Annotated in this window: 7 protein-coding genes; 4 read left to right on the top strand and 3 right to left on the bottom strand. The window is 68.0% G+C overall.

Going from position 1 to position 6,875, the window contains the following annotated elements:
• Positions 1 to 376: 376 nt before the first annotated feature.
• Entirely contained in the window at positions 377 to 1,000 is a 624-nt protein-coding gene (locus tag BC793_RS47315) for a TetR/AcrR family transcriptional regulator (protein WP_109603206.1), read from the bottom strand.
• Positions 1,001 to 1,083: 83 nt separating this feature from the next.
• Between BC793_RS47315 and BC793_RS47310 the strand changes: the two genes are divergently transcribed.
• The 3 genes from BC793_RS47310 to BC793_RS47300 all read left to right on the top strand — a co-directional run bounded on the left by BC793_RS47310 (position 1,084) and on the right by BC793_RS47300 (position 3,642).
• Positions 1,084 to 1,680, top strand: a complete 597-nt coding sequence (locus BC793_RS47310) for a flavodoxin family protein (protein WP_109603205.1) — start codon at positions 1,084 to 1,086, stop codon at positions 1,678 to 1,680.
• The gene (locus BC793_RS47305; protein WP_109603204.1) at positions 1,677 to 2,741 is read left to right on the top strand and encodes an NAD(P)H-dependent flavin oxidoreductase; all 1,065 of its coding nucleotides are present in this window, start codon (positions 1,677 to 1,679) and stop codon (positions 2,739 to 2,741) included. Before BC793_RS47310 ends, BC793_RS47305 begins: the two co-directional genes overlap by 4 nt.
• A 394-nt stretch (positions 2,742 to 3,135) precedes the next feature.
• Complete coding sequence (locus BC793_RS47300; protein WP_146246789.1) at positions 3,136 to 3,642, top strand: nuclear transport factor 2 family protein; 507 nt, start codon at positions 3,136 to 3,138, stop codon at positions 3,640 to 3,642.
• Positions 3,643 to 3,754: 112 nt separating this feature from the next.
• Here the strand turns inward: BC793_RS47300 and BC793_RS47295 are convergent, their stop codons facing one another.
• Positions 3,755 to 4,483, bottom strand: a complete 729-nt coding sequence (locus BC793_RS47295) for a DUF4386 domain-containing protein (RefSeq protein ID WP_109603202.1) — start codon at positions 4,481 to 4,483, stop codon at positions 3,755 to 3,757.
• Between the two features lie 118 nt (positions 4,484 to 4,601).
• Here BC793_RS47295 and BC793_RS47290 point away from each other — a divergent pair, with 118 nt between their 5' ends.
• Positions 4,602 to 5,297, top strand: a complete 696-nt coding sequence (locus BC793_RS47290) for a TetR/AcrR family transcriptional regulator (protein ID WP_109603201.1) — start codon at positions 4,602 to 4,604, stop codon at positions 5,295 to 5,297.
• 109 nt (positions 5,298 to 5,406) lie between these two features.
• Here the strand turns inward: BC793_RS47290 and BC793_RS47285 are convergent, their stop codons facing one another.
• Positions 5,407 to 6,780 (bottom strand): aminotransferase-like domain-containing protein, encoded by a 1,374-nt coding sequence (locus BC793_RS47285; RefSeq protein ID WP_109603200.1) that lies wholly within the window; start codon positions 6,778 to 6,780, stop codon positions 5,407 to 5,409.
• Between the last annotated feature and the right edge of the window lie 95 nt (positions 6,781 to 6,875).

Raw genomic sequence — 6,875 nt, 5'->3', positions numbered from 1 at the left:
GGCATCGACTGGATCCGCCACATCGTCCAGATCGCCGCCGCCGCCGGTCTGATCGCCGTCGTCACCCCCCTGTGGGCGAAGCGCGTACGCCGGTAAGGCACACCAGCACAGGTGAGGGGCAGAGCGGAACAATCCGCCTGCCCCTCACCTGTGTCTATCCCATACTGGCGCGGTCTGCCCTCCGGAGTGTGTCCGGGGTCTCCTGCTTGACGCCATTGCCAGTAACGCCGGTCCCACGACCAGGAAACTCAAGGCGCCGAAGAACAAGGCCGGCACGGCTATCTCGACAGGCGACTCATTGAACTGCCGAGGAGAGTGCGCAGTGTCCTCACGCAAAAATGAGACGGGCGAGCGATTGTCCGCAGCAGTAGCGGGCTCAGTTGCCGGTTGATCCATCTGTTGATGGGTCGACAGCTACGAGTCGTCGGACGTGCGGCCACAGATCGTCGAGCGATCCCACGCCGCCGGCGAGTTTCGCCAGCAGCACGGCACCCTCGATCTGCGCGACCACGGCCCGCGCGGTGGCCCGGTCGGCGTATCCGGGCGCGATACTGCCGTCCCGCACACCATCGGCCAGTGCAGCATGGACGAGTTCGGCCTGCTCGGCGAAGGCCGCGGTGAGGCGCTGCTGTACGGCGGCCTCTTGGTTGCTCAATTCGATCGCCAGGTTGCCCAGCAGGCATCCGTCGACCCGGCCGGTCTCCTGCCACCCCTGCCGTTGTGTCTCGACGAGCCAGGCGATGAGGCGCTGGAGGCGTTCCAAGGCCGGTTCAGGCCCGGTGAGCAGCTCGCGCCACCCTGTTCGCTGGGCCTGCCAATGGGTGTCGATCACCTCGATGGTCAGTGCCTGCTTGGACTCGAAGAAGTGGTAGAAGCTGCCCTTACGGACATCGGCGCGTACGCAGATCTCGGCCACCCCGACGGCGGCGTAGCCACGAGTGTGTAGCAGCTCACAGGCGCTGTCGCGCAGCCGGTCACGAGCGGTACTGGTTCGACCCATGGGACGAGTATACGAGCGGTCAACTATCTTTTAGTTGACCGGTCGTCTACGTTGCTGTCATCACCTCTTGGAAGGAGGACGACATGTCCATCAGTGTCGTCATCGCGTACCACAGCGGCTACGGCCATACCGCGCGTCAAGCTCGGGCCGTCGCCTCCGGCGCGGCGTCGGTTCCCGGGGTCACCGCCGCCCTGCACGACATCTCCGCACTGGACGAGCCGCTGTGGCAGGCGCTCACCGACGCCGAGGCGATCATCTTCGGCACCCCCACCTACATGGGCAGCCAGTCCGCCGTCTTCCAGGCGTTCGCCGAGGCCAGCGGGTCGGTCTGGGCGCAGCAGGGTTGGCGCGACAAGATCGCTGCAGGGTTCACCACGTCCGCCGGTGTCAACGGCGACAAACTCAACACCCTGTCGTCGCTGGCGGTGTTCGCCGCCCAGCACGGCATGCACTGGGTTTCACTCGGGCTGCCACCCGGGTGGCTCTATTCCACCGCCGGTGATGTGGAGGATCTCAATCGCCTGGGTGGGTTCCTCGGCGCGATGGCGCAGGCACCCTCCGACGCCGGCCCGGATGACGCGCCGGGGACGGCCGACCTGCGCACCGCCGAGCACCTCGGCCGCCGGGTCGCCCGGGTCGCGGTCGAACTGCGCCTTGGCCGACTGGTCGGTGCGGCATGAGCGCCCGGCTGACCGAACTGCTGGGAATCGATGTTCCGATCATCCAGGGCCCGTTCGGCGGTGGCTTGTCGAGCGTCGCACTCGTCACCGCGGTCAGCGGCGCCGGCGGCCTCGGCTCGTTCGGTGCGCACCACCTGGACCCCGAGGCGATCACGGCTCTCGTCACCGACCTCAAGTCGGCGGTGCCCCGGGACCGGCCGTTCAACGTGAACCTGTGGGTGCCGCACCCGCATGAGGCAGGCCTGCGCCCGTCACCCGCGGACTTCGAACGACTCCGGCCGCTCTACGAGCGCCTCGGCATGCCGGCGCCGACTTCGTACACACCGCCGCCGGTCTTCGACGATCAGGTGGACGCTCTGCTGGCAGCGCAGCCACCGGTGATCAGTTTCGTCATGGGCACGCCGAGCGCCGACGTGGTAGCCGAGGCACGCCGCCGAGGAATCGTGACGATCGGCACCGCCACCACCGTCGACGAGGCAGTGGCCGTGGAAGCCGCGGGACTCGACGTCGTGGTCGCCTCCGGCAGCGACGCCGGCGGGCATCGGGGCGCCTTCCTGCGACCTGTCGCCGAGTCACTGGTGGGAACGTTCTCGCTCCTTCCACAGGTCGTCGACGCCGTCCGCATCCCTGTCGTCGCGGCCGGGGGCATCGCCGACCGTCGCGGTGTGACCGCGGCGCTCGCGCTCGGCGCCGCGGGCGTACAGATCGGAACCGGCTTCCTGGCAACGACACAATCGGGGGCGAGCCCGATCCACAAGGCTGCGCTCACCGGTCCCGACGCCCGGATGACCGTGCTCACCCGACTGTTCTCCGGCCGCCACGCGCGAGCGATCATCAACCCGCTGATCCGGGAACTCGCGGCGGAAGAGGCAAACGTACCCGAGTACCCGGTGCACAACGCGCTGATGCAGCCCCTGCGTCGCGCCGCCGCCGCCCGCGACGACTCGCGCTATACCAACCTCTGGGCCGGACAGTCAGCTTCACTGTCCCAGTCGGTCACCGCGCAGGAATACCTGGCCACGCTGGTGGCCGACGACAGCAACCGGTCCCAGAGCATCTGACGGCGTATCGGTGGGCGGAGGATCGCGACCTTCGCCCACCTGGCGCCCGCTGCATGACCACAGTGCGGCCATTCTTTCATCAGCGGGCTCCGCCGAGTCTCGGCTCCGGTTCGCGCGGCACGCGGGCCGTCTTCTGCGCTTCACAGGCAGCCACAAGGCGACCTCCGGGACGAGCAGCTCGGTCAGGTCGCTGCCGACACACGCAGGTCACGAACCAGTACTCGCCTGAAGCTGCTCCAAGACCCACTCCCCCTGCCGGGCTCCGCCCGGGCGCTGCCGCCTGCCACTCATGCCTGTTTTCCAGTCAGCCGAGATGAGGGCGTTGACGGAAGCGGGCATCATCAGGGCAGCGTTCATGTAACACCGGAGTCCACCCCGCACGAAAACCGCAGGCATGGGAGTTTCCGTGGTTCAATCGTTCGACGCCGTCACCGCATGGCGGGCCGCCGGCGAGGCCGGTGACGCCGCCGGTGCGGTCGCCGCTCTCAGCCCGGACGTCACTCTGGTCTCGCCGATCACCGAACAGTTCGTCTTCCGAGGCCACCGGCAAGTACACACCTTGCTTGACGTGGCTCTGACCGCGATCGATGAGATCACTTACACCGACCAAGTTTCCGAGGGTCGAACCGTAGCGCTTTTCTACGAGGCGAGGATCGGCGCAACGCGCTTGTACGAAGCCCAGCGGCTGCGCTTGAACGCCGACGGCCTGATCAGCAACATCACCCTCTACGTCAGGCCGCTCCCGGCGCTCACTCTGCTGATGACCCGTCTCGGTCCCGAACTGGCCCGGCGCGACGGACAGCCGGGCCTGGCCCGGCTGATCCCGCTCGCCAGTGGCTTGATGCACTCGATGGCCACCACCGGCGAACGAAGAATCATGCCGAGAGTGGCGCCCCGATAGCAGGTCCTGTCCGCAATGATCTCCCCGCCGCCACAGACGCCCTCTTCTGGCACCCATTGCATTAGCGAGATAGTTGGCGAGCCGTTAACGTCGCCGTCAACGAGGCGGACTCTCACACGGCAGCCACGCCTACCCGTCGTTCAGCCGGCGCGATGTCCCCCGCGATCGCCCGCGGCGGGTTGAACCCTTTGGCGATCAGGTAGACGGCAAGGCTGACTTCCCAGGCGAACACGGGCAGGGCGGCCACCGAACCGATCGTGGAGACCTGCTCGTAGAGACCGAACATCACGGCGGTCGCCGACAGGCAGATGAGCGGGCCTCCGATGAGCCCCAGCGCGGTGATGATGCGCGGCACGATCCGGGACCGGTGCATCAGGTAGGCGAGCAGGAGGCTGTTGGCACCCAGCAGGACGTTCGGTCCGAGCAGGAACGTCCAGTCGTGGACGGCGACCAGCGCCTTGCCGACGGGGACGAATGCCGTGCTGGCAGCGCCGGGGGCGCCCGCGAGATCCCGCCGTAGCGTCACCACCGACAGGACACTGACGATCCCGACGAGAATGACGGCGGCCTCCAGCAGCCGGGTGCAGAGATAGCCGAGAGCGACACTGCGGCTCTGCTCCCTGACGATCGGGTACAGGGTGACGCCGCTACCCACGATGGCGGCGACGAGGACCAGTTCGAGCAGTCCACCCGCGAGCACCCGGTTGTCGGCGCCGGCCCCGATGACATAGTTCGCGTCGCTCAGCGCCGGCTGATACAGCAACAGGCCCGCTATCGCAGCCACCTCCGTGATCAGGAAGAACACTCCGGCTGCTACTGCGGTTCCTCGGGTGGGACGCATATCAGCTCCTCCTTGCATGATTCGGTGTACGGCGTACACCTGATGACCGGAAAGCTACGGTGTACGCTGTACACCTGTCAAGATCGCAGCGGCGGAAGCGGCGACGAAGGGAGACTCGATGGTGGAGCGGGCGGACGGCGCACGCCGGAACCCACTGAGCCGGGATCGCATCCTGCGCACCGCTATCGCGCTCGCTAACCAGAGCGGTATCGACTCCGTCAGCATGCGCAATCTCGCTCAGGAACTCGGCGTCGTCCCGATGGCGCTGTACAAACACGTCGCGAACAAGGACGAACTCTTGGACGGCATGATCGATGTTGTCGTCAGCGCGATCGATCCGCCCGGTGAAGGGCTCGACTGGAGCACGGCCGTTCGGCGGCGGATCCTCTCCGCGCGGCAGGCGCTCCTGGGTCATCCCTGGGCTTCACGCGTGATCGAGTCACGCACCACGCCCACGCCGGCCGTGCTGGCGTACATGGATTCGATGATCGGGATGCTCTTGAGCGGCGGCCTCTCTGTCGATCTGACCCATCACGTGATGCATGCGCTGGGAAGCCGCCTCCTCGGATTCAGCCAGGAGCTCTTCGCTCCACCCGCGGCCGTGGACCCGGATGCGTCGGCGGCCACAGCCCGCGCGTTGGCGGGCACTTATCCGCATCTCGCGAAAGTCGCGGCGCGGGCAGACCACGACGAGCAGTCGGCCGTCGGCTCCCGCTGTGACGACCAGTTCGAATTCGAGTTCACCCTCGATCTGCTCCTCGACGGCATCGAGGCACTCCGGCTGCAGCAATGGAGCTCCAGGCCGGCACGGTAGCGGCCAACTGGGCAGTTCCACTCACCATCGCTCTTGGCTGAAGTGAATATCTCTTGGGCCGAGAATCGACCGGGGAACCATCATTGCTCCGCCGGCTTCTCCAGCGTGGCTAGTGACCCATGGCTTGCACGAGCACGCCGACCGCCCGGGTCAGATCTTCGGAGGTTCCGGTGAAGGGGATACGCAGGTAGCGGGTGAGCGTGCGGTCAGCGGAGAACGCCGGTCCCGCAGACAAGTTCAACCCCAGGTCGGCGGTACGGGCGGCAAGCGCTGTCGCGTCGGCGTCGTGCAGGCGCAGCCACAGGCAGAGACCGCCGGGTGGGACGGTGAAACTCCAGTCGGCGGCGCCGTCGAGGAGAGTGGCGAGGTGGTCGCGCTGGGCCCGGAGCCGGTCACGGCGGTCGTGGAGCATCTCATGGGGGTCGCTGAGCAGCTCGCAGGCGATGAGTTGTTCCAGCGGCGGCGGGGACAACCGTGCCTGTAGCGGGTTGAGCTGGAGCTCACGGACGCGTGACGCGTCGGCGCGAAGCCAGCCGACGCGTAGCCCGCCCCACACGAGTTTGCTGGTGGAGCCGATGGTGACGACTCCGGGGCCGGCCAGGTGTGTGATCGGCGTGGTAGGGACGCGTAGGTCCAGGTCGCGCAGGGTCTCGTCGACGATGACCGTCATGTCGTGGCGGCCGGCCAGGCCGGCGACCGCGGTACGCAGTTCGGGCGGCATGAGAGCACCGGTCGGGTTGTGGAAGTCGGGTATCAGGTAGGCCAGTTTCGGCCGTGCCGCCTGCACCGTGTGGGACAGGTGGGCGGCGTCCCAGCCGTCGGTGGTGACGGGTACCGCGGCGAGCCGGGCGCGGTGTCGCTGCAGGATGCCGAGCGCGCCGTGGTAGGTGGGACTCTCCACCAGGATCGGTCGGGTGCGGTCGGCCAGGTCGTCGACCAGCAGGGTGAGGGCGGCGCGGGCGCCGGAGGTGACCAGGATCTGCTCGGGGCGGGTGGGCAGCCCTTCGCGGGTGTACCGGTCGGCCAGCAGCTCACGCAGTGGCGGCAGGCCGGCGTCCGGTTCGGCGGCGTCCATCAGCAGGGTCGCCGAGCGCTGTACTGCCCGCCGGCTGGCCTCCAGGTAGGCGGTGTGCGGAGCGGCGGGCACCGCGCGAGTGAGATCGAGGACCGCACCGTGGCTCGTCGACCACGGCGCGGTGCGGCCGGTGACGTCCGGCGGAAGGTGGATGGCGCTGCCACTGCCGTGCCGCGTGTGTAACCACCCGGAGTCGCGCAGCGTGGCCAGCGCCGTCACGATGGTGCCGCGACTCACCCGCAGGGTCACGGCCAGGGAGCGCTCCGAGGGCAGCCGGGTGCCGACCGGGATCCGGCCGTCGAGGACGGCGGTACGGATGGCGGCGGCGAGCGCGTCGGTGAGCGGGCCTGAGAGCTGCCGCCACGCGCCCAGGGCGGAGACGAATCCCGCACCGGAGGCTTCGAACATTGGTCCAGTTTGCCAGAAGTGGATCAAGACTGAGGGCGCCGCACCACGTAGCGTCGCCGTCGCCAACGAGCCGAGACCCAAGAAAGTCGAGCGTG

Source organism: Actinoplanes xinjiangensis (assembly GCF_003148685.1).
GTDB lineage: Bacteria > Actinomycetota > Actinomycetes > Mycobacteriales > Micromonosporaceae > Actinoplanes > Actinoplanes xinjiangensis.
The sequence above is the reverse complement of the archived record's forward strand: the minus strand, read 5'-3'. Positions and strand labels throughout refer to the sequence as shown.